This is a genomic window from Coxiella-like endosymbiont of Rhipicephalus sanguineus, from assembly GCF_018687865.1.
The window spans coordinates 1-718 of record NZ_NIQB01000049.1; the positions used below are offsets into that span (position 1 = coordinate 1).

Sequence of the window (718 nt, forward strand, 5' to 3'; positions counted from 1 at the left end):
GGTAACTACAATGGACACCGAGATTTAAAAGCACTTTAATATAGAGTCGAACCAATTTTTCTAGCAAAGTGTGTTTTTCCGCCTTCCTAGTGCTGTAAGGTCGTGTTGGCGATACTCGTTTTTTGGCAAATTCTCGTCGAGATAATTGGGTCATTTCCCTCACAGCTTGAACACGCTTTGCTCGGGCTAACCCGCTCATCCTTTACCTCTTCCATGATTGACTCCTCAACTTCCACCCTCTTCCCTGTAAGGTAAAAAATATCTCACATAAAAATAGCAAATATCTGTATGTACCATTTGTACCAAATTTAGTTCAATATTCGGGATAAAACAAAAAAGGCCAACATACTTTTAATAAAAGTATTGATTGGCCTGAAAAAAGGTTTGAAGCGATAGCTCGCACACCACTTCTCTCAGACATACATGGAGATATTCACCACACATCGCCTGACATGTTTAGTGTAGCTTGTTGTCGCCTCATTTTTTAGACGGTAATTGTTATCATGGAGGACAGGGATGATGCTACACCAATTGATGCTACACCAATTAATTATGTATGGTATCCGCTTTTTCAGAAATTATAAAAAACTAATTACAAAAGCCTCATATTTTACTCGTAGAAGACAATTCGCTTATGCAGCAAATCCATCTTTCGTTCCTTAAAAATTTAAATTGCAAAGTGCGATTGGTCAAAGACGGCAAAATAGCCTTAGCTTTT

General features: G+C 38.0%; 1 pseudogene. It reads right to left on the reverse strand.

The annotated features are described in order from the left end of the window. Positions 1 to 154, reverse strand: a pseudogene (locus B1F79_RS03045) (helix-turn-helix domain-containing protein); the annotation flags it as partial. Between the last annotated feature and the right edge of the window lie 564 nt (positions 155 to 718).